Origin of the sequence: Stenotrophomonas sp. YAU14A_MKIMI4_1 (genome assembly GCF_003086855.1) — a bacterium.
Lineage (GTDB): Bacteria > Pseudomonadota > Gammaproteobacteria > Xanthomonadales > Xanthomonadaceae > Stenotrophomonas.
In genome coordinates this window covers 3,591,542-3,610,145 of sequence record NZ_CP025998.1, presented here as the reverse complement: position 1 = coordinate 3,610,145, position 18,604 = coordinate 3,591,542, and the positions used below count along the sequence as shown (strand labels likewise).

19 protein-coding genes are annotated in these 18,604 nt (G+C 68.3%); 14 read left to right on the top strand and 5 right to left on the bottom strand.

Annotated features, from left to right (window positions below):
* Window positions 1–43: 43 nt before the first annotated feature.
* Both C1931_RS16435 and ppa read right to left on the bottom strand, forming a co-directional pair.
* Entirely contained in the window at window positions 44–1,165 is a 1,122-nt protein-coding gene (locus tag C1931_RS16435; protein ID WP_108757094.1) for an HDOD domain-containing protein, read from the bottom strand.
* Window positions 1,166–1,316: 151 nt separating this feature from the next.
* Entirely contained in the window at window positions 1,317–1,853 is a 537-nt protein-coding gene (ppa, locus tag C1931_RS16430) for an inorganic diphosphatase (RefSeq protein ID WP_108754069.1), read from the bottom strand.
* A 183-nt stretch (window positions 1,854–2,036) separates the two neighbouring features.
* On the opposite strand from ppa, the gene C1931_RS16425 reads away from it, so the two are divergent.
* From C1931_RS16425 to C1931_RS16405, 5 genes are all read left to right on the top strand, one after another.
* On the top strand, window positions 2,037–2,528 hold the full coding sequence (locus tag C1931_RS16425) for a hypothetical protein (protein ID WP_108757093.1): 492 nt from the start codon (window positions 2,037–2,039) through the stop codon (window positions 2,526–2,528).
* Between the two features lie 5 nt (window positions 2,529–2,533).
* Window positions 2,534–3,004 (top strand): hypothetical protein, encoded by a 471-nt coding sequence (locus C1931_RS16420; RefSeq protein WP_234412839.1) that lies wholly within the window; start codon window positions 2,534–2,536, stop codon window positions 3,002–3,004.
* A gap of 82 nt (window positions 3,005–3,086) precedes the next feature.
* A complete protein-coding gene (locus C1931_RS16415) occupies window positions 3,087–3,587 on the top strand; it encodes an RNA polymerase sigma factor (RefSeq protein WP_108757091.1) in 501 nt (166 codons plus the stop codon).
* Between the two features lie 103 nt (window positions 3,588–3,690).
* Complete coding sequence (locus C1931_RS16410; RefSeq protein WP_108757795.1) at window positions 3,691–4,629, top strand: FecR domain-containing protein; 939 nt, start codon at window positions 3,691–3,693, stop codon at window positions 4,627–4,629.
* Between the two features lie 231 nt (window positions 4,630–4,860).
* Entirely contained in the window at window positions 4,861–7,782 is a 2,922-nt protein-coding gene (locus tag C1931_RS16405) for a TonB-dependent receptor (RefSeq protein WP_108757090.1), read from the top strand.
* Window positions 7,783–7,860: 78 nt separating this feature from the next.
* Here the strand turns inward: C1931_RS16405 and C1931_RS16400 are convergent, their stop codons facing one another.
* On the bottom strand, window positions 7,861–8,118 hold the full coding sequence (locus C1931_RS16400; RefSeq protein WP_108757089.1) for a DUF2789 domain-containing protein: 258 nt from the start codon (window positions 8,116–8,118) through the stop codon (window positions 7,861–7,863).
* A 104-nt stretch (window positions 8,119–8,222) separates the two neighbouring features.
* Here C1931_RS16400 and C1931_RS16395 point away from each other — a divergent pair, with 104 nt between their 5' ends.
* Genes C1931_RS16395 through C1931_RS16375 form a run of 5 tightly spaced genes read left to right on the top strand, consistent with a single transcriptional unit; the run spans window position 8,223 to window position 11,149 of the window.
* Window positions 8,223–8,810, top strand: a complete 588-nt coding sequence (locus C1931_RS16395) for a biliverdin-producing heme oxygenase (RefSeq protein WP_108754063.1) — start codon at window positions 8,223–8,225, stop codon at window positions 8,808–8,810.
* Between the two features lie 31 nt (window positions 8,811–8,841).
* On the top strand, window positions 8,842–9,303 hold the full coding sequence (locus C1931_RS16390; protein ID WP_108757088.1) for a YbaN family protein: 462 nt from the start codon (window positions 8,842–8,844) through the stop codon (window positions 9,301–9,303).
* Window positions 9,290–10,000 carry a tonB-system energizer ExbB gene (gene exbB, locus C1931_RS16385; protein WP_108757087.1) on the top strand — a complete coding sequence of 237 codons (711 nt, stop codon included), beginning with the start codon at window positions 9,290–9,292 and terminating at the stop codon, window positions 9,998–10,000. The genes C1931_RS16390 and exbB overlap by 14 nt, the downstream gene beginning before the upstream one ends.
* Before the next feature lie 7 nt (window positions 10,001–10,007).
* Window positions 10,008–10,433 (top strand): TonB system transport protein ExbD, encoded by a 426-nt coding sequence (gene exbD / locus C1931_RS16380; protein ID WP_108757794.1) that lies wholly within the window; start codon window positions 10,008–10,010, stop codon window positions 10,431–10,433.
* On the top strand, window positions 10,430–11,149 hold the full coding sequence (locus tag C1931_RS16375) for an energy transducer TonB (RefSeq protein ID WP_108757086.1): 720 nt from the start codon (window positions 10,430–10,432) through the stop codon (window positions 11,147–11,149). Before exbD ends, C1931_RS16375 begins: the two co-directional genes overlap by 4 nt.
* Before the next feature lie 88 nt (window positions 11,150–11,237).
* On the opposite strand, the gene C1931_RS16370 is transcribed toward C1931_RS16375, so the two are convergent.
* Complete coding sequence (locus C1931_RS16370; RefSeq protein ID WP_108757085.1) at window positions 11,238–13,265, bottom strand: sodium-translocating pyrophosphatase; 2,028 nt, start codon at window positions 13,263–13,265, stop codon at window positions 11,238–11,240.
* 294 nt (window positions 13,266–13,559) lie between these two features.
* Here C1931_RS16370 and C1931_RS16365 point away from each other — a divergent pair, with 294 nt between their 5' ends.
* Window positions 13,560–14,063 carry a hypothetical protein gene (locus C1931_RS16365; RefSeq protein ID WP_108750626.1) on the top strand — a complete coding sequence of 168 codons (504 nt, stop codon included), beginning with the start codon at window positions 13,560–13,562 and terminating at the stop codon, window positions 14,061–14,063.
* A 59-nt stretch (window positions 14,064–14,122) separates the two neighbouring features.
* On the opposite strand, the gene C1931_RS16360 is transcribed toward C1931_RS16365, so the two are convergent.
* Window positions 14,123–15,379 carry a 6-phosphofructokinase gene (locus C1931_RS16360; protein WP_108757084.1) on the bottom strand — a complete coding sequence of 419 codons (1,257 nt, stop codon included), beginning with the start codon at window positions 15,377–15,379 and terminating at the stop codon, window positions 14,123–14,125.
* 136 nt (window positions 15,380–15,515) lie between these two features.
* Here C1931_RS16360 and C1931_RS16355 point away from each other — a divergent pair, with 136 nt between their 5' ends.
* The 3 genes from C1931_RS16355 to C1931_RS16345 all read left to right on the top strand — a co-directional run bounded on the left by C1931_RS16355 (window position 15,516) and on the right by C1931_RS16345 (window position 18,348).
* Complete coding sequence (locus C1931_RS16355; RefSeq protein WP_108750628.1) at window positions 15,516–16,079, top strand: adenylate kinase; 564 nt, start codon at window positions 15,516–15,518, stop codon at window positions 16,077–16,079.
* 329 nt (window positions 16,080–16,408) lie between these two features.
* On the top strand, window positions 16,409–17,773 hold the full coding sequence (gene mpl / locus C1931_RS16350) for a UDP-N-acetylmuramate:L-alanyl-gamma-D-glutamyl-meso-diaminopimelate ligase (RefSeq protein WP_108757083.1): 1,365 nt from the start codon (window positions 16,409–16,411) through the stop codon (window positions 17,771–17,773).
* A complete protein-coding gene (locus C1931_RS16345) occupies window positions 17,770–18,348 on the top strand; it encodes an LON peptidase substrate-binding domain-containing protein (RefSeq protein WP_108757082.1) in 579 nt (192 codons plus the stop codon). The genes mpl and C1931_RS16345 overlap by 4 nt, the downstream gene beginning before the upstream one ends.
* Window positions 18,349–18,604: the final 256 nt, after the last annotated feature.

Below are 18,604 nucleotides of genomic sequence, written 5' to 3'. Positions count from 1 at the left end.
CAGGCCCTGCGGCCTGCCCTCGGTTTGCCTTGTCGTGCGGCGCTCAGGCCTCGCTGGGCACCAGACCCATCAGGCTGTTGGCGTGTTCGCGCCACTGCGGCAGCTTGTTCAGCACGCCTGCACGCTGCAGGTAGTCCTCGTCCACCGGGTCGCCGTTCACCAGCGCCAGCGCCACGTGTACCGCACCGGTCACCCAGAAGCTGCGGGTGGTCGAACGCTGCGGCTGCAGGTGGAAGGCCACGGCCTCGATGATCGGCATCGGCAGGCCCCACAGGCCCAGCAGGTAGGCGCCGGCCTCGGCATGGCCGGGCAGGGGATCGCCGCCCAGCGACGGGTCGGTACGCTCGTTGCGCACCCCCGGCAGCAGCAGGCCGATATCGGCCAGCAGTGCGGCGGTGGCACCCAGCTCGGCGCTGGATTCGGGCAGCAGGCGCGCGGCCAGGCGCGAGGCCATCAGCGCGCGCTGCTGCAGTGAATTGCGCTCGGCCGCAGACAGCGTGGGCGCGGAAAACACCTCGCTGGCCAGCACCAGGTCGCGCAGCGTGGCCAGGCCCAGCCGTGTGACCGCGGTGCGCAGGTCGGCAATGGTGCGGCCCTGGCTGAAGAACGCCGAGTTGGACAGCTGCAGTACCTTGGCGGCAATGGCCGGGTCGGCGGCCACCAGCTTGGCGACATCGGCGCTGTCGGTCTCGTCGTCGTGTTCCAGCGCCTGGGTCAGGCTCAGGTACAAGTGCGGCGGCGAAGGCAGCTTCTCGATGCGGCCGATGGCATCGCGCAGGCGCGGGCTGTCCAGCACTTCGCGCAACTCTTCCAGGCTGGTCAGCGCTTCCAGCAGCACTTCCGGCGCCAGTGGCAGCGGCAGGAAGCGGTGGGCGACGCCGATCAGGCGCGCCGGCGGCGGCCGGTTGCCCTGCTGGGCATCGACCAGCGCGATACGGATGGTTTCCGGGCGCAGCGTACGGATCTGCCCCAGCAACGTGGTGGCATTGAGATCGGGCAGCTGCGGGCAGACGATCACCGCGTCCACGCCCTGCGCGGCCACCACGCTCATCGCGCTGTGGCCATCGGTGGCGGTCAACGGTTGCCAGTCTTCCCCAAGATCGGCAATGAATTCGGACAGCTCAGCCGGCAGGCTGGCTGCATCCCCTACAAGCAGAATACGCACGACACATTCCCCTGGCTGTCTCGACGATGGGCGTCGAAGACGTGTGAAGTGACGCAATTTACCTAATACGGCGCCAACAGTGATGGACCGCCGTCATGAAACGTGACCAGGATCGCTCCTGCGGGCTGCGCCGGAGCGATCCTGTTCAGGATCAGGCCTTGTTGTCCAGATGGCGCTGGTGCGCTTCGATCAGGATCTGCTTGGCCTCGGCCGCGCCACCCCAACCGTCCAGCTTCACCCACTTGCCCTTTTCCAGATCCTTGTAGTGCTCGAAGAAGTGGCCGATGCGCTCCAGCCAGTGGCTGGACACCTGGGCGATGTCTTCCACATGGGCATAGCCACTGAAGATCTTCGACACCGGCACGGCCAGGATCTTTTCGTCGCTGCCCGCTTCATCGCTCATCTTCAGCACGCCCACCGGACGGCAGCGCACCACCGAACCCGGCACCAGCGGCAGCGGCAGCACCACCAGCACGTCGGCCGGGTCGCCATCGCCGCACAGGGTGCTGGGCACGTAGCCGTAGTTGCACGGGTAGCGCATCGGGGTGGACAGGATGCGGTCGACGAAGATCGCGCCGGTTTCCTTGTCCACTTCGTACTTCACCGGCTCCGAGTCCTTCGGGATCTCGATGATGACGTTGATTTCTTCCGGCGGGTTCTTGCCGGGCGAGACGAGTTCCAGACCCATGGTGTGCTCCAGGTGGGGGTGTAGACGGTTAGTCCCCCATTTTATGCCTTTGCCGGGCGCTGTGCAGGGGGGCGGTTCCCACCTGCCGCGGCGTGCATCGCCCACCGGCCGGCGCGGGCTTCCCCGATGGGCGGTCGTAACGGGCGGGCGCAGGCTGGAGCCTCGTTCACCTGGAGTGCTGACATGCGATGGATGATCGGGTGCTGCGGCGCCCTCCTGTTCTCTGCCTCGCTGCCCGGCCTGGCGCGCGGGCTGCATGTGGATCTGATCGACTACCCCCATCCCGAAGCCAACTGGGACCGCGCCTTCGACCTGGAAGCCGCGCTGGCCCGCGAGTTCTCTGCGCTGTGCGCCGATACCCTGTGCGAGGGCGACTACAGCAACTACCGGGTCATGCAGTTCCGCTGCGCGGTGTTGGCCGCGCGCGGCACCGTACAACGCTGCGTCTGGGTGGTTGCCGCCAGCGAACTGGCCGTGCAGGCCGATACCGGCTTGCTGCAGGTGGACAACGGGCGCTGGGCCTGCACGGTGCCGCTGCAGCCGGGCGTGCCTGTGGAAGCCTTCCATGCCGCGCTGGCTGCACCCGGAGGGCTGACCGCGCCGCTGCCCGGCGTTGGACACGGCCTGTTCGAGGGCCTGGTTGCGTGCCTGCAGGGGCGGGGGAGGGTGGGCTGATGCGCATGCTCCTTGCCCTTGCGCTGTGCGCGGGCCCGCTGCTGGCTGGCCCTGTCCAGGCCGCCGGGCCCTACGTTGATGCGCGCCAGTACCCGACGCCTGCGGCCGGTCACGAGCGCTTCCTGGCCGCCGAACGCGCGCTCGAACGCGGCTTCGACGACGTGTGTGGCGATACCTTCTGCGAAGGCCAGTACTACAACATATGGGCCATGCGCCTGCGCTGTTCCGTGGATTCCGGCTCCGGCGTGCTTGCCAGCTGCATCTGGACCTTTGCCGGTAGCGATACCCGCGTGCGCGGCGACGGCCGCTTCGACGTGGACCAGGGCGCATTAGCCTGCGCGTTCCCGATCGCAGCCGGTACGCGGCTGGAGGATGTGCTGCGCGCCTGGGAGGCAGCACCGGCCAGAGAGGCCATCCATGTGCCGGTGCCGGGCATGCCCGGCAGCGTGTACGAGGCACTGACCGACTGCCTGTGATTGATGTGCTTGACAATGCAAACGTGATTTATTCGCATCAACGGAGTAGCATGCGCGCCGCCCCTGTCTGCCCCCACCGCGCATGCCCTCCAATGCCGCCACGCTTACCGAACTGCTGATCCGCGAACGGCCGGCGCTGCTGCGCCGCGTGCAGCGCATCCTGGGCAGCGAAAGCAGCGCCGAGGACGTGATCCAGGCCGTGTGGTTCAAGGCCCGCGGCGTGGACAGCCAGCAGACCATCGACAACCCGCGCGCCTATCTGTACCGGCTGGCCATCAACCTGGCCACCGATCACGGCCGCGAGGCCACCCGTCGCAACCGTCTGCTGGCCGATCACTACCTGTGGCAGGACGAGGACACCGTGTCGACCGAATCGCAGGTGATGGCGCAGGACGAACTGCAGCGCGTGCTGGAAGCGGCCGGCCATCTGCCCGAGCCCACGCGTACCATCTTCCGCCTCAATCGCCTGCAGGGCCTGACCCAGGCCGAGATCGCCCGGCGCCTGGCGGTGTCGGTCACCACCGTCGAGAACCACATACGTTCCGCGTTGCAGCGGCTGGCCTGGGCCCGCGAAGGCCGATGATGGATCGGCTTGGGGCAGGCCCGCCCGCAGACGTCTTCCCTGCAATGGCGTGCCTGCCACCCTGCACCCTGCCACGCGCGTGAACGCGCCCACCCGCCAGCCCATGAGCCCGCACCTGCCGACATCTTCCGCCAACGATGCTGCCCCGGCCGAGCAGGCCCGCGACTGGATTGCCTGGTTGGCGGCCGGCGAGCTGAGTGATGCGCGCATGCAGGCCTTCGAGCACTGGCTGCAGCAGCCGGGCCATCGCCGTGCGTTCGAGCACGAGCGGCGGCTGTGGCGCAGCCTGGGGCCGCCGCCAGCGTGCGCGCCGCTCGCGCTGCCGCGTCGGCGACCGCGCCGTCTGCGCTGGGCGATGGCCGCCGCCGCCGCGGTGGCGCTGCTGGTGGTGTGGCCCGATGCCTGGCTGCGCCTGCAGGCCGACCACCGCAGCCAGCAGTTCGTGCAGGACGTGCGCCTGCCCGATGGCAGTCGCGCCGTACTCGACGCCGACAGCGCCATTGCCGTGCGCTTCGACGCGACGGCACGGCAGATCGAACTATTGCGTGGCCGTGCCTGGTTCGAGGTGGCGGCCGATGCCCAACGACGTTTCAGTGTGTCGGCCGGCAACGGCGTGGTGGAGGACATCTCCACGGCATTCACCGTGGAACGGCAGGGCGATGGTGCGCAGACCGAAGTGGGGCAGGGGCAGGTGCGCGTGGCCAGCCCCACCGATGGTGGCTGGACCTACCTGCGCGCCGGGCAGCGCGCGTCCTATGGCGGGCACAGCGGCGTGCAGCGCCTGGCAGACGCCGATACCGACAGCATTGGCAGTTGGCGCCGCGGCGAACTGCTGCTGCAGCAGACCCCGGTGGCCGAGGCGATTGACCGCCTGGGCCGCTACCGCAGCGGCCCGACCATTGTGCGCGGCGATCTGTCATCGCTGCCGCCGATCAGCGCGGCCCTGCGCATCGACCGCCCCGAGCAGGCATTGGACACGCTGGCGGCCACCGCCGGCCTGCGGGTGACCCGCTGGCCGCTGGGCGTGGCCATCGTCCAGTAGATCCACGCCATGCGTGGATGAATCCGCCGGCAACCCCACAGCCACGCATGGCGTGGCTCTACTCACGCACCGGTAGAACCACGCCATGCGTGGATGAATTCACCTTGGGGTTCCGCTCATCCTATCCGTCTTACTCCACGAACGTACCCGCCGCCGCCACGTACGTCGTTGTGTCCGCGCGCTGTGCGGATGACGCCGCGTCCGCGGTAACGCTCTCCTGACAGGTTTCCCATGTACGACTTCTCAAGCCGTGGCCGTCGGCCGCGTCCGTCCCGCCTGTGCATCGCGCTGCTGGCTGCCGGCCTGGCCGCCACCGCGCCTGCCGTGTTTGCTCAGTCCGCTCCGCGCGGCGCCGACACCGCCGTGCAGCGCTTCGACATTCCTGCCCAATCGCTGGATGAAGCATTGCGCAGCTACATGCGCCAGTCCGGCGTGCAGGTAGCCTATGCCGCAGCGCTCACCGCCGGGCGTACCTCGCAGGCGGTCAGTGGCAACCTGCCGGCCAGCCAGGCGCTGTCACAGCTGCTGCAGGGCACCGGTCTGCTTGCCCGCCCGGTGGGCGCCGATGCGGTCATCCTGGAAGCCGGCGCGCCGCTGCAGGCCGGCGATGATGTGATCGTGACCGACACGCTCAGCGTGGCCGGCGACCCGGTGCAGGGTGGTGCGGTCAGTGACGAAGCACGCCTGCTCGACAGCTACCGCACGGTGGGCTCGACCAGCACGATCAACCGCACCACGCTGGAACGCTTCCGCGGCACCTCCACCGGTGACATCGTGAAGGGCGTGGCCGGCGTGACCGCCGGTGATCCGCGCGTCGGCAACGGCTTCGACGTCAACATCCGCGGCATCCAGGGCCAGAGCCGGGTACCGGTCATCATCGACGGCGGCCAGTCCAGCATGGATACCTATCGCGGTTATGCCGGCCAGTCGCAGCGCACCTACCTCGACCCCGACCTGATCTCGCGCCTGACCATCACCAAGGGCCCCAGCCTGCAGGCCAATGCCTCAGGCGGCATCGGTGGCGTGGTGGAAATGGAAACGCTGAACGTGGACGACGTGCTGCGCGAAGGCCGCGACGTGGGCGTGCGCGTGCGCGGCGGCCTGGCCAACGGCAGCGCCAACAACCTGCCGGGCTACGATGCTGCCCCGCGCAGCGACCGCAGCGCCACCGGCAGCCAGTTCTTCAACGTGGCCGCGGCCGGCCACTGGGATCGCTTCGATCTGGTGGCCGCGTACGCCTACCGCGACAACGGCAATTACTTCTCCGGCAAGCACGGCTATGACGATTTCCCGCAGACCCGGCGCACGCTGGCGCCGCTGAATCCGCCGCGCACCGAAGTCTTCAACACTTCCTCGCGCTCGGAATCGGCGCTGCTGAAGGGGACCTGGCGTATCGATGATGCGCAGACCCTGGAACTGGGCTACCGCCGCTACGAGGGCACCGCCGGCGAGATCATGGCCTCGCAGATCATCCGCGTGGACCGCGACCGCGTGCCGCAGTGGGACCCGGGCCACGTCGACATGGACAGCTACAGCGCGCGCTACCGCTTCAACCCGGACAGCGACAAGGTCGATCTGCGCATCAACGCCTGGTACACCGACGCCGACAGCGTGATGTACAACAGCCTGACCGGCATCACCCCGTGGTACTTCGACCGCCACACCGAGTGGTACGACGCGCCCAGCTTCAGCGGCAACCCCGGTTACAAGGATGCCTACCGCAATCCGCTGCGGCAGAAGCGCTTCGGCCTGGACGCCAGCAACACCTCGATCTTCGAGACCGGCGCGGGCCGTTTCACCCTGGACTACGGCCTGTCCTACAGCGATGAAGACATCGCGCCGGGCAGCTCCGGCCCGATCATGCAGGACGACCTGGTCAACAACCGCTTCCTGCGCAATGCCTGGCGCAAGGAATACAGCGCCGTGGCCGCGCTGAAGTGGGAGCCCAACGAACACTGGGAACTGATGGCCGGCGGCCGCTGGAACCGCGTGGACGTGCATGACCGCAACCGCCTGGCCACCGTCGATGCCTATGAAGTGCAGGGCCAGTACCGCTACACCGAGCTGCTGAACGGCAACCCGGCGCTGCCGTCGTGGCGCGCGCAGCGCATCGCGCTGCTGAACTGGTACCCGGACGCCAACGGCAACTTCACCCAGGCCTCGCTGCTGGCTTCGCCGTACAAGAAGGGCACGGTGGCCGATCTGGGCGGCTGGAACTTCTACGATGCCGACGCCCCGGAAGACTACGAAGTGCCGGTCAGCTGGACCTGGTCGCAGCCGATCCGCCGCCGTGACAGCGCGTTCTCGCCCACCGCCAGCGTGGCGTTCCGCTTCAGCGAAGACGCCAGGATCTACCTGAAGTACGCCGAAGGCACCAAGCTGCCCAGCCTGTTCGAAACCACGCTGGGGCTGTTCACCGCCGCACGGCCGGTGGCGGAACTGAAGCCGGAAACCGCACACAGCTGGGAGCTGGGCGCCAGCACCATCCACCACGACCTGTTCACCGCCGGCGATCGCCTGGCGCTGAAGCTGGCCTACTTCGATACCCGCATCGACGATCTGATCACCCGCGACTACCGCACCTTGTCGGCCGGGCTGATCCGCAACATCGACCGCTTCAAGGTCTCGGGCCTGGAGTTCCAGTCCAGCTATGACAGCGGCACGCTGTTTGCCGATCTGTCCGCGCATTACTACTTCAAGGCCAAGACCTGCGCGCCGGACATTGCCGCCGAACGCCGCGCCTATGGGGTGCAGCGGAAGAACGCCGAACTGGCGGCCACCCCCGATTGCGTCGACGGCGGTTTCGAAGGGTCCTACACCAATACGCAGAACCCGCCGCGCTACATGGTCAACCTGACCCTGGGCTCGCGCCTGTTCGACGAGCGCCTGACGTTCGGCACCCGCGTGGTGCACAACGCCGGCCCGATCAGCAAGCTGGACAAGGAATGGAACGTGGGCCTGTCGGCCATCCAGCAGCTGTACCGTCCCACCACCCTGGTGGACGTGTTCGCCAGCTGGGCGTTCAACGATCAGCTGTCGGTGGAAGCGAACGTGGACAACCTGACCGATCGCTACTACCTGGACCCGCTTGCCCTGGGCGTGATGCCGGCCCCGGGCCGCACCGCACGCCTGGCGGTGACCTGGCGGTATTGATCGGTCATCCACGCACGGCGTGGATCTACCGCAAACGGGTAGCGCCGGGCCACGCCCGGCGTTACCCGGCCTGCGCGCTTACAGACCGCGCGCAGCCTTCACCGCATCTTCGTGCAGCGCCTCGTTCAGCTCGTCAACCACGGTGGTCCAGGCCGCGTCCGCTTCCAGCGATTCGGCCAGGAACTGGCGCTGCGCATCATTCCAGTACGGCGCGTCCACCACCTCCACTTCGGTGGCCAGCTGGTGGCTGTCGATGAACTGGGCGATGCCTTCGGCGCTGGCATCCAGGCCCAGCTGCAGGAACAGGTTGGTCATGCGCGGTTCGGTGGTGATCATGGTCGTTACCTGGCGGATTGGGAACCTGCATTATCGACGCTTGCGCGCTTGGGGAAATCCCCCGTTCAGACGTCTATTGCACGACGCATCCCCGGGTTCCCTGCATGACCGCCTCCGTGACTTCCGAAACCAGCCGCAGCGTGCGGCTCAAGACCGCCACCCGTGACAGCCACGGTGCGCTGGACAAGCGCATCATGGCCGGCGATATCTTCGCCAACCGCAGCAACTTCGCCCGCTTCCTGCGCGTGCAGTACCGCTTCCACCGCAGCATCGACGCGCTGTATGCCAACCCCGCGCTGGATGCGCTGCTGCCGGACCTGCACGAACGCCGCCGCCTGCAGCAGGTGCGGCGCGACCTGCAGGATCTGGAACAGACGCTGCCCGGTGCCGATATCGCCGCGCTGGGCGATGACCTTTCCCTGCCGGCCGCGCTGGGCTGGCTGTACGTGGCCGAGGGCTCCAACCTGGGCGGTACGGTGCTGTACAAGATGGCCGCTGCGCTGGGGCTGGACCGCGACTTCGGCGCGCGCCACCTGGCCGCACACCCCGATGGCGCGGCGCGCCACTGGCGCGAATTCACTGCCGCGCTGGATGCGGTGGTGTTGACCGCCGAGCAGGAACAGCAGGTGATCGACGCTGCCGATACGGCGTTCCGCAGTGTGCATGGCCACGTCGAACGGGAGTTCTGCTGATGCCTGGGCGGCCTCTGCAGGCCAGCGCCTGATGCGCTGGCTGTGGTTCGCACTGGGCTGGCTGATGGTGGGCCTGGGGGTGATCGGCGCGCTGCTGCCGGTGATGCCCACCACCATCTTCCTGATCCTGGCGGTGGGCTGCTTTGCACGCAGTTCGCCGAAGTTCGAGCAGCGCCTGCTGGCCCACCCGCGCTATGGCCCGTCACTGCGCCTGTGGCGTGAACAGGGCGCGGTGTCGCGCAAGGGCAAGGCCTTTGCCAGCGCCGGCATGGCGGTGGGCTTTGCCGTGTTCTGCTGGGGTGCACACCCCTCCTGGCGCCTGCTGCTGGGCGTCGGCCTGTTCTTCGCGGTCAGCGCGGGCTATGTGCTCAGCCGCCCGGCGCCGCGCCCCGATCCCACGCCGCGCCTGCAGATGGACGCGGCCGACCTGCGTGCCGGCCGCCGCCGCGCCGCCCCTGCTGCTGATGGACGTAACGACGATGCTGCCTGCTGACCTGGCCCCGATGGCCCCCACCGCGCTGACTCCCTGGGCCATGTATCTGGCCGCCGATGTGGTGGTCAAAGCGGTGATGATCGCTCTGGCGCTGGCCTCGCTGGCCACCTGGACCGTGCTGCTGGCCAAGGGCTGGGAACTGCAGCGCCAGGCCCGCGCGCTGCGCGCCGCGCGCACTCAGCTGCTGTCTGCGCCGCAGCTGCCTGCAGACCCGCATGACGACGCCACGCTGGGGCAGGGCACGGCCGCCGCCATGCTGCTGGCCGCCCGCACCGAACTGCAGTTGTCCGCCGGGTTGGCGGACCGCGCAGGCATCAAGGAACGCGTGGCCTCGCGCCTGGATCGCATCGAACTGGACACCGCGCGCGTGCAGCGCCGCGGTATCGGCGTGCTGGCCAGCATTGGTGCAGTGGCCCCCTTCGTGGGGCTGTTCGGCACGGTGTGGGGCATCATGAACAGCTTCATCGGCATTGCCCACAGCAACACCACCAACCTGGCCGTGGTGGCACCGGGCATTGCAGAGGCCTTGCTGGCCACCGCGCTCGGCCTGGTGGCCGCGATCCCGGCGGTGCTGGTCTACAACCACTTCAGTCGCGTGCTGGCCGGCCTGCGCGGCCTGCTGGGCGATCTGTCGGCGGGCGTGCAGCAACTGGTCTCGCGTGATCTGGACCGCGCTGCGCAGCGCGGCATCGGTTGAGGCGGGCATGGCGATCAGGACCGCGTCCGAGCGTGACGATACGCCGGAAGAAGCACACGAAATCAACGTCACGCCCTTCATCGACGTGATGCTGGTGCTGCTGATCATCTTCATGGTGGCCGCACCGCTGGCCACCGTGTCGGTGCCGGTGCAGTTGCCGACCAGCAGCGCGCAGGCCGCGCCCAGCGAGCAGGCGCCGGTGTATGTGACCGTGCAGGCCGATCTGTCGCTGCGCGTGGGCGAGCAGGCGGTCACGCGCGAGGGTCTGGCAGCGGCGCTGCAGGCCGCGACCGAGGGTGACACCGGGCAACGCATCCATCTGCGCGCCGACACGAAGGTGGCCTACGGTGAACTGATGGCCACGCTGGATGCGCTGCGCGCTGCCGGCTACCTGAAAGTGGCGCTGGTCGGACTGGAGCACGGCGCGCGATGAGCGGACTGCGGCGCTGGGCGACCAGCCTGGCGATCGTGTTGCTGGTACATGCGCTGTTGATCGGCGTGGCCTGCTGGTGGGCGGCACGCGCATCGGTGCAGCCCAGCGTGGCGGCGCCGGCGGCATTGATGCTGGAACTGGCGCCGATGGCACAGGCCCCGCCCGTGCCGCCGCGCGAGGTGGCCAGCGGGCCGCTGCAGCAGCAACAGCAGCGGCAGGCAACGAAGCCGGTGCAGCACGAACAACCCCAGGTGCCTGTGCAGCCGCAGGGCGATCTGCCGCCGCCGCGCGTGCCGCAGCCGCGCCCGTCGCCGGACACCGCCGATGCCAACGTCGCCCAGACCAGCGCGCCGCCGCAGGTCGCCACCGATGCGGGGGCGCGTTACGCCGCGCCGCAGACCACCGCGGGGCAGCCCAGTACCGCCAACGCGACCTGGCAGGGTCTGCTGCTGGGCCACCTGCAGCAGCACCGGCGCTATCCACGGCAGTCCGAACGGCTGCGCCAGCAGGGTGTTGCGTATGTGCGTTTCGCGGTGTTCCGCGATGGCCAGGTGACCGCGGCGCGTATTGAACGCAGCAGTGGCCACGCGCTGCTGGACCAGGAAACGCTGGACACCGTTGCGCGCGCCAGCCCGGTTCCGGCGCCGCCGGCGGACGTGGCCGGCGACCCGGTGCAGGTGATGGTGCCGGTGTCGTTCTTCCTGCGCGGTCGGTAACCGCATCCACGCATGGCGTGGATCTACTACGGGGTCGGATCCCTTTCCGCAGGAAAGGGCTCCGACCCCATGCGTTGACCGCAGGGCGTTACAGCAGCGGCACCAGCAGCAGCGCCACGATGTTGATGATCTTGATCAGCGGATTGATCGCCGGCCCGGCGGTGTCCTTGTACGGGTCACCCACGGTGTCGCCGGTCACTGCCGCCTTGTGCGCGTCGCTGCCCTTGCCGCCGAAGTGGCCATCTTCGATGTACTTCTTGGCGTTGTCCCAGGCGCCGCCGCCGGTGGTCATGGAAATGGCCACGAACAGGCCGGTCACGATGGTGCCGATCAGCAGGCCGCCCAATGCGCGCGGCCCCAGCAGCAGGCCCACCACCACCGGTACCGCCACTGGCAGCAGCGAGGGCACGATCATTTCGCGGATGGCCGAGCGGGTCAGCATGTCCACCGCCTTGTCGTACTGTGGTTTGCCGGTGCCCTGCATGATGCCGGGGATGTCGCGGAACTGCCGGCGCACTTCCTCCACCACCGCGCCGGCTGCGCGGCCGACCGCCTCCATCGCCATCGCGCCGAACAGGTAGGGAATCAGGCCGCCGATCAGCAGGCCGATGATCACCGTGTGGTCGCTCAGGTCGAAGCGGAATTCCTGGCCGGGATTGGCGGCCTGCAGGTTGTGGGTGTAGTCGGCGAACAGCACCAGCGCGGCCAGTGCCGCCGAGCCGATCGCATAGCCCTTGGTGACGGCCTTGGTGGTATTGCCCACCGCATCCAGCGGATCGGTGATGTCGCGGATCTCCGAGGGCAGCTCGGCCATTTCGGCAATGCCGCCGGCGTTGTCGGTGATCGGACCGTAGGCGTCCAGGGCCACGATCATGCCGGCCATCGACAGCATCGCGGTGGCGGCGATGGCGATGCCGTACAGGCCGGCCAGCGCGTAGGCGCCCCAGATCGCGGCACAGACGGCCACCACGGGCAGGGCGGTGGATTTCATCGAAATGCCGAGGCCGGCGATGATGTTGGTGCCATGGCCAGTGGTCGAGGCCTGCGCCACGTGCTGCACCGGCTTGTACTGGGTGCCGGTGTAATACTCGGTGATCCACACGATCAGGCCGGTCAGCACCAGGCCGATCAGCGCGCAGCCGTACAGGGCGATCGGCCCGTGCACGTTGTCGCTCATCAGCCCGGTGGTGATCGGATAGAACGCGATGGCTGCCAGTACGCCGGACACGATCACGCCCTTGTACAGCGCGCCCATGATCGAGCCGCCGGGCTTTACCTTCACGAACAGCGCACCGATGATCGACGCGATGATCGACACGCCGCCCAGCACCAGCGGATACAGCACCGCGTTGGCGCCGGCTTCGCTCAGCATCAGGCTGCCCAGCAGCATGGTGGCGATGACGGTGACCGCGTAGGTTTCGAACAGGTCGGCGGCCATGCCGGCGCAGTCGCCCACGTTGTCGCCCACGTTGTCGGCGATCACCGCGGGGTTGCGCGGGTCATCCTCGGGAATGCCGGCTTCCACCTTGCCGACCAGATCGGCGCCGACGTCGGCGCCCTTGGTGAAAATGCCGCCGCCCAGCCGCGCGAAGATCGAGATCAGCGACGAGCCGAAGGCCAGGCCCACCAGCGCGTGCAGGGCCTGGTCCATCGGCAGCCCCAGCCGCAGCAGCAGTGCGTAGTAACCGGCCACGCCCAGCAGGCCCAGGCCGACCACCAGCATGCCGGTGATCGCGCCACCACGGAACGCCACGTCCATCGCCGCGCTGATGCCGTGGCGCGCCGCTTCGGCCGTGCGCACGTTGGCCCGCACCGACACATTCATGCCGATGTAGCCGGCCGCACCGGACAGGACCGCACCGACGGCAAAGCCGATGGCCGTGTACCAGCTCAGGAACACGCCCACCAGCACGAACAGCACCACGCCGGCCACGCCGATGGTCAGGTACTGGCGGTTCAGATAGGCGCGCGCGCCTTCCTGGATCGCCGTTGCGATGGCGACCATGCGTTCGTTGCCGGTGGGTTGGCGCAGGATCCAGCGCGCCGAGACGATGCCAAACAGGATGGCGAGGACAGCGCAGCCCAGCGCCAGTGACAGCCCATGACGTTCCAGCATTAGACCCCTCCGCAGATTGGATGATGAGCATCCAGTGGCGATGAACTTCACCACGAAGGGGACGACGGGCTGCAGCCTGGAACCAACCCGTGCCGACCATGGCGGTCGTCCAACGTATGGCGGTGTTCAGCATTCCCTGGTGCCCGCAGTATGCGTCCCTCTGCGCCCGGATGGTAGCGCCGGGCCATGCCCGGCGAGCGCAGCGGCGCTTGTTGTGACCCGCAGGCCCAAGCCCTTTGCACCCCGTTAAGCCACGCTCTGCAAGCCTGCGTACAGTCCCGTAGGAGAACTCCCATGCGCCTTCCCCTGTTGATGATCGCCGTGCTGGCCCCTGCATTGCCGGCGCTGGCGGCCGAAACCCCGGAACTGCAGCGCGCCGTGGGTGCACCGCAGGCCGTGGGCGCCACGCACACGCTGCGGCAGATTCCCGAAGCCTGCGCGCGGCTGGAAGGCGCTTTCACCGGGCAGGCGGCCGAGCCGTATCGCTTCGCCGCCGTGCGCACCAGCGAGCAGTGCCAGCCACGCGCGCGCTTCGTCGATTACGCCAAGGCCCAACCCAGTGCAGACAAGGGCTGGAAGCTCAATGATGTGATCCGCGTGCCCAATGCCGCCTGCCCGGCTCAGCAGGCCGTGGTGCGGGTGTGGCGCCTGCCGGTGAACAACACCCAGGCGCTGGATGGCCAGGGCCAATCGCGCATCTATCTGGAAGAAGCGAAGAAGCAGGCGGCGGCCGGCAAGATCCCGCAGGTGACGATGTTCGCCGCGCAGCTGCAGATGGAAGGCAAGGCCTGCCCGTAGACCGCGCGGTCAGAGCCCGTTGCAGGCAACGGGATCCGACCCCGGTTCGGAATTGGCTTCTAGCCTTCGAACGCGGGCAGCTTCTTCTTCACCGCCACGTTCTTCAGCGTTACGTACTTGGGCAGGCCATCGCTGCCATAGGGCAGCGGCGCTTCGCCCTTGATCAGCGGCGACAGGTAGGCGCGCGCCTTGGCAGTGATGCCGAAGCCATCACGGCGGATGAAGCCGGCCGGCATCTTCTTTTCATGGTTGGCGATCTTCGACAGCGGCGCCGCTTCGATCTTCCAGCGGTAGGGCGCATCGCTGCTGCGCACGATCACCGGCATCACCCCGTTCTGGCCCTTCAGCGCCAGCTGCACGGCCGCCTTGCCCACCGCCTGCGCCTGTTCCCAGTCGGTCTTGCTGGCCAGGTGGCGGGCCGAGCGCTGCAGGTAGTCGGGCAGCGCCCAGTGCACCTTCAGGCCCAGCTGGTCCTTCACCCGGCCCGCCAGGTGCGCGGCCACGCCGCCCAGCTGTGAATGCCCGAACGAATCCTTGCTGCCCCCGGCATCGGCCACGAAGCGGCCGTCGGCGGTGGCGATGCCTTCGGAGGCCACCACCACGCAGTAGCCCACCCGTTCCACCACGGCCTTCACCTTGGCCAGGAATGCGGCCTCGTCGTAGGCGCGCTCGGGCAGCAGGATGATGTGCGGGGCTTCGTCCTCGCCATTGCCGGCCAGGCCGGCAGCGGCGGCCAGCCAACCGGCATGGCGGCCCATCGCCTCGTAGATGAACACCCGGGTGGAGGTCTCGGCCATGGCCGCCACGTCCAGCGCCGCCTCGCGCACCGACACGGCAGTGTATTTGGCCGCCGAACCGAAGCCGGGGCAGGTATCGGTCACCGCCAGGTCGTTGTCGATGGTCTTGGGCACGCCGATGCAGGTCAGGTCATAGCCCGACGCCTTGGCCAGCTGCGAGACCTTCAGCGCGGTGTCGGCCGAATCGTTGCCGCCGTTGTAGAGGAACCAGCGCACGTCATGCGCGCGCAGCACCTCCAGCAGGCGGTCGTAGCGGGCGCGGTCGGCGTCGAGGGATTTCAGCTTGAAACGGCACGAGCCGAAGGCGCCGCCCGGGGTATGGGCCAGCGCGCGGATGGCTGCGGCACTTTCCTTGCTGGTGTCGATCAGCTCTTCGCGCAGGGCACCGAGGATGCCGTTGCGCGCCGCCAGGACCTTGATGCCCTTGGCCCGGGCCTGCTCGATCACGGCCGCCGCCGAGGCGTTGATGACGGCGGTGACGCCGCCAGACTGGGCGTAGAGGAGGGTGCCGTTGCGCATGCTTCTACCTGCTGGTACGAGTGGACATTGCAGGGACATTACCCGGATGCGGTAAAGTGGCGCTATTGCGGTGCAGCGATACCGGCCCGTCCGGTGCGCGAACCTTCTTTGTTTTCAACACGTTGGAGTCAGGTCAATGCGATTGGTTCTGTTGGGACCGCCCGGTTCGGGCAAGGGGACGCAGGCGACGCGCCTGAAGGAAAAGCTGGGCATCGCCCACATTTCGACCGGTGACATGCTGCGCGCGGAGATCGCCGCGGGCTCGGAACTGGGCAAGCAGGCCAAGGCGGTGATGGATGCCGGCAACCTGGTGTCGGACGACATCCTGCTGGGTATGCTCGAATCGCGCCTGACCCAGGCCGATGTCGCCAAGGGCTTCATCCTGGACGGCTACCCGCGCAACGTGGCCCAGGCCAACGCGATGGACGGCCTGCTGGCCAAGATCGGCAAGCCGCTGGATGCGGTGGTGCAGCTGGACGTGGCCACCGAGCTGCTGGTCGAGCGCATTGCCGGCCGTGCCCAGGAGCAGGGCCGTGCCGACGACAACCCCGAATCGGTGCGCCAGCGCCTGCAGGTCTACAACGACCAGACCGCCCCGGTGGTCGACTTCTACGCCGGCCGTGGCACCCTGGCCCGCGTCGATGGCGTGGGCGAGCTGGACGAGATCGAAGCCCGCATCCTGGCAGCGATCCAGCACTGAATCCGTCGGGCCGGCCATGCCGCCGGCTCCTTCGGGTACAAAAACACAGGCCTGATCCTTGCGGATCAGGCCTGTGTCGTTTCATAGGCGCCAGCGGAAGGCTTGCTCAAGGCCCCGCAGCATGAGCTCCCTTGGGGATGGCCTCTTGGGGAGTAGGACCGGTTCGGGTACTGCGGCTGGCGTTCTGAATTGTGTACGGGTTCACATAACATCGCTATCAGGAATTCCCCGACAGACGATTGGACTTTTCTCATAGTGGATGTAGGACTTGTCTGACCCTGATGCTGACAATGGCCCGATACAGCCGTGATCGGTCACAATCCCCGCTCATGAGCAACGTACATATCCTTGCAATCGCCGGCACCTTCATGGGCGGCGTGGCCGCGCTGGCGCGGGAACTGGGCCATGCGGTCAGCGGCAGCGACCAGGCCATCTACCCGCCCATGTCCACCCAGCTGGAACAGCTGGGCATCACCCTGGACCAGGGCTACCGGGCCGACAGCGTGCCCGCGGGCACCGACCAGGTCGTGGTCGGCAACGCCCTGTCGCGTGGCAACCCGGCCGTGGAAGCGGTGCTGGACCGGGGCCAGCGCTACATCTCCGGCGCGCAGTGGCTGGCCGAACAGGTGCTGCCGGGCCGTGACACCCTGGCCGTGGCCGGCACCCACGGCAAGACCACCACCACCACCATCCTCACCTGGCTGCTGGAAAGCGCCGGTCGCGCGCCGGGCTTCCTGATCGGGGGCGTGGCCGAGGATTTCGGTGTATCGGCGCGGGTAGGCCAGGGCCGCGAGTTCGTGGTCGAGGCCGACGAGTACGACACCGCCTTCTTCGACAAGCGCAGCAAGTTCGTGCATTACCGGCCGCTGGTGGCGATCCTCAACAACCTTGAGTACGACCACGCCGACATCTTCCCCGACGTGGCCGCGATCCAGCGCCAGTTCCACCATCTGGTGCGCACCGTGCCCGCGCGCGGTCGCCTGATCGTGAACGGCGAGGACCGCTACCTGGCCGAAGTGCTGGCGATGGGCTGCTGGACCCCGGTCGAGCGCTTCGGCTTCGAACCGTCGCTGGAATGGCATGCCGAACTGCTGGCCGCCGATGGCAGCGCCTTCCGCGTGCACCACCGCGGCCAGCCGCTGGGCGATGTGCAGTGGTCACTGCTGGGCCGCCACAACGTGCTCAACGGGCTGGCCGCGCTGGCCGCCGCGCATGCCGTGGGCGTGGCCCCGGCCGAGGTCATTCCGGCCCTGGCGCGCTTCAGCAGCGTCAAGCGCCGCATGGAAGTGATCGGCAGCCACGACGGCATCACCATCTACGACGACTTCGCCCACCACCCGACCGCGATCGCCACCACCCTGGAAGGCCTGCGCGCCAAGGTCGGCGATGCACGCATCGTGGTGGCCATGGAGCCGCGCAGCAATTCGATGCGGCTGGGCGCCCATGCGCAGGCGCTGGCGCCGTCGCTGGCGCTGGCCGACGAAGTAGTGTTCCTGCACCGCCCGGAACTGGCCTGGGACGCCGCCGCGGTGATCGCTGCGGTGCGTGGCACGGCGCACGCGGTGCCCGATACCGATGCGCTGCTGGCCCGCCTGCAGGCCGACGTGCGCAGCGGCGACCACGTGGTGTTCATGTCCAACGGCGGCTTCGACGCCGCGCCGCGCCGGCTGCTGGCCGCGCTGCAGGGCCGATGAGCGCCGATACCGCGCTGCCGCTGTTCCCGTTGCACACCGCGCTGGTGCCGGGCGCGGTACTGGGCCTGCGCGTGTTCGAACGGCGCTACCTGGACCTGGTGCGCGACTGCGGGCGCAGCGGCGAAGGCTTCGGCGTGTGCCTGATCCTGGACGGCCAGGAAGTGGGTGAGCCGGCCACCCCGGCCGCCTACGGCGTGCAGGTGCGCATCGAGGATTTCGACGTGGGCGCCGATGGCGTGCTGCAGCTGCGGCTGCGTGGCACCCGCCGCTTCCATGTCGAGCGCACGCGGGTGCGTGACAATGGCCTGGTGGTGGCCGACGTGCGCTGGTGCGACGAGGATCCCGATGACGAGCTGCGGCCGCAGCACGCGCTGCTGGCCACCGTGCTGGGGCACATCATCGAGCAGGCCGGCGAGACCTATGCACCGGCCACGCCGGCGCTGCTGGACCAGGCCAGCTGGGTGGGCTGGCGCCTGGCCGAACTGCTGCCGCTGGCCGAACAGCAGCGCCTGCAGCTGCTGCAGCTGGACGATCCGCACCAGCGCCTGCAGCAGTTGCTGGGCTGGATGCCGTAAAGCCCTGCATTTGGTAGGTGCGCACCTTGGTGCGCACGCTCTGCGTGCCATCCACGCATGGCGTGGATCTACCGGATGCCGTAATGCCCTGCATTTGGTAGGTGCGCACCTTGGTGCGCACGCTCGGCCTGCCATCCACGCATGGCGTGGATCTACCGGATGCCGTAAAGCCCTGCGTTCGGTAGGTGCGCACTTGGTGCGCACGCTCGGCGTGCGATCCACGCATGGCGTGGATCTACCGGATGCCGTAAAACCT

Bases quoted from the DNA above. Each gene is read 5' to 3' on its own strand.
- C1931_RS16420 (WP_234412839.1), top strand. From the start codon at position 2,534: ATGCTCCTTGCCCTTGCGCTGTGCGCGGGCCCGCTGCTGGCTGGCCCT.
- C1931_RS16410 (WP_108757795.1), top strand. From the start codon at position 3,691: ATGAGCCCGCACCTGCCGACATCTTCCGCCAACGATGCTGCCCCGGCC.
- ppa (WP_108754069.1), bottom strand. From the start codon at position 1,853: ATGGGTCTGGAACTCGTCTCGCCCGGCAAGAACCCGCCGGAAGAAATC.
- C1931_RS16425 (WP_108757093.1), top strand. From the start codon at position 2,037: ATGCGATGGATGATCGGGTGCTGCGGCGCCCTCCTGTTCTCTGCCTCG.
- C1931_RS16400 (WP_108757089.1), bottom strand. From the start codon at position 8,118: ATGATCACCACCGAACCGCGCATGACCAACCTGTTCCTGCAGCTGGGC.
- exbB (WP_108757087.1), top strand. From the start codon at position 9,290: ATGCTGCCTGCTGACCTGGCCCCGATGGCCCCCACCGCGCTGACTCCC.
- C1931_RS16375 (WP_108757086.1), top strand. From the start codon at position 10,430: ATGAGCGGACTGCGGCGCTGGGCGACCAGCCTGGCGATCGTGTTGCTG.
- C1931_RS16355 (WP_108750628.1), top strand. From the start codon at position 15,516: ATGCGATTGGTTCTGTTGGGACCGCCCGGTTCGGGCAAGGGGACGCAG.
- C1931_RS16360 (WP_108757084.1), bottom strand. From the start codon at position 15,379: ATGCGCAACGGCACCCTCCTCTACGCCCAGTCTGGCGGCGTCACCGCC.
- C1931_RS16415 (WP_108757091.1), top strand. From the start codon at position 3,087: ATGCCCTCCAATGCCGCCACGCTTACCGAACTGCTGATCCGCGAACGG.
- C1931_RS16405 (WP_108757090.1), top strand. From the start codon at position 4,861: ATGTACGACTTCTCAAGCCGTGGCCGTCGGCCGCGTCCGTCCCGCCTG.
- C1931_RS16370 (WP_108757085.1), bottom strand. From the start codon at position 13,265: ATGCTGGAACGTCATGGGCTGTCACTGGCGCTGGGCTGCGCTGTCCTC.
- C1931_RS16345 (WP_108757082.1), top strand. From the start codon at position 17,770: ATGAGCGCCGATACCGCGCTGCCGCTGTTCCCGTTGCACACCGCGCTG.
- C1931_RS16395 (WP_108754063.1), top strand. From the start codon at position 8,223: ATGACCGCCTCCGTGACTTCCGAAACCAGCCGCAGCGTGCGGCTCAAG.
- C1931_RS16390 (WP_108757088.1), top strand. From the start codon at position 8,842: ATGCGCTGGCTGTGGTTCGCACTGGGCTGGCTGATGGTGGGCCTGGGG.
- C1931_RS16365 (WP_108750626.1), top strand. From the start codon at position 13,560: ATGCGCCTTCCCCTGTTGATGATCGCCGTGCTGGCCCCTGCATTGCCG.
- exbD (WP_108757794.1), top strand. From the start codon at position 10,008: ATGGCGATCAGGACCGCGTCCGAGCGTGACGATACGCCGGAAGAAGCA.
- mpl (WP_108757083.1), top strand. From the start codon at position 16,409: ATGAGCAACGTACATATCCTTGCAATCGCCGGCACCTTCATGGGCGGC.